The organism is Microcoleus sp. T3_A4 (assembly GCF_036700465.1).
In the GTDB taxonomy this organism is placed as follows: domain Bacteria; phylum Cyanobacteriota; class Cyanobacteriia; order Cyanobacteriales; family Microcoleaceae; genus Microcoleus.
Genome location: NZ_JAUBOY010000132.1, coordinates 1 through 1,483, shown reverse-complemented (window position 1 = coordinate 1,483; position 1,483 = coordinate 1). Strand labels below are relative to the sequence as shown.

The following is a 1,483-nucleotide window of genomic DNA, read 5'->3' as shown; positions in this document are numbered from 1 at the left end:
CATTGGTAACAAGTTAGAAAAGAGTAGATTTTGTCAATACCCCTTTGTGTAGAAATATAATTGAATAATAATGATAATCAAACAAGGGAGTAAGAGTGGAGAGTCCGCCGACGGCGGACTCTCCACCACCAGTGATTATCATTATAAATAAGTTGTTCACTCGCTCTAGTTGCAGGCGATCGATAATAGTTGCACCGCAAGCGCACGGCAGCGCCGGAGTCGCATGAGAATTGCAGGCGTTGGTATTATCAACTGATAGAATTGACAAATAATTGAGCGATTGTGTAGGTCAGCAAATATGGTCAAGAGTCAAAAAACCAACCGTGACCACGCCAAAAAAACTCACAGGCCAATGGTAGAAGAAGAGGTAATCGCTTCGCAACTATCTGCATTACTAACACCAGCCATCACCTCACAAGAAAATTACTACCGCCAACTGGGTTTACGAGGGAGAATTCTCAACTTACCATTAATGGTAGCAGCAGTATTAACCTTGCTGTGGCGAGACGTAGCTGGAGTGACAGAACTCACAAGAATGCTGGCAAGAGAAGGTTTTTTGTGGTGCCGACCTACGACAGTTACTCAACAAGCAATGTCTCAAAGATTTTTAAGTTTTCCTGCCACCTTATTTGAGGGAGTCTTCAAAAATTTATTACCAATTTTAAGAACTGCTTGGTACAAGAGAAACCAACGACCTCTACCAGAAAGCATTCAATTTGCATTGACCAAATTTTCGAGAATTTGGATAGTGGATAGCTCAACGCTCGAAGCATTGTTTTGCAAGCTCAAAAGTCTGGAAGATATACCGCGAGGGCAGTTGGCAGGAAAAATGGCAACAGTCATAGATTTAATGACCCGGCTACCTGTTGAAGTTTGGTTTCAGGAAAACCCGAGAGCTTCTGATGTTAAGCTTGAAGAAAATTTCCTGCAATTAGTGCCAACTCAAACCTTACTCTTACTGGATAGAGGATTTTATCATTTTAGCTTTTTGCTCAAATTAATTGAACGAGATATCCACTTAATTACTCGCTTAAAAAAAGGAGCATCAATTAAATTATAACAAGTATTTACCAAGAGTTACGACCTGCGAGATAGTCGAATTCGTCTCGGGTCAGGAACTGCAAAAACTCCATTTATTACCTTACGTCTGATTGAAGTTCGTTCAGGTAAGATTTGGCATTCTTATTTAACAAGCGTACTAGATCCTCATGTATTACCTCCCTACGTTGTGGCAGATTTATATCGTAGGCGCTCTTCGGATTGAAGATGCTTTTAATACCGTCAAAAGACTCTTGGGCTTAAGTTATTTGTGGACGGGTTCTCTCAACGGCATTCAGCTCCAAATTTGGGGGACTTGGATATTTTATGCGCTCTTGGTCGATTTAGGTGATGCCGTTGCTGACCAACTCTCTTTACCAATAGATTCGATTTCATTAGAAATGATTTACCGGGGTCTTTACCATTTTTATGTAGCTCATCAACA

At 40.8% G+C, this 1,483-nt stretch carries 1 pseudogene; it reads left to right on the top strand.

Going from position 1 to position 1,483, the window contains the following annotated elements:
* Positions 1-352 precede the first annotated feature (352 nt).
* A pseudogene (locus QUA07_RS29870) lies at positions 353-1,483 on the top strand (IS4 family transposase); the annotation flags it as partial.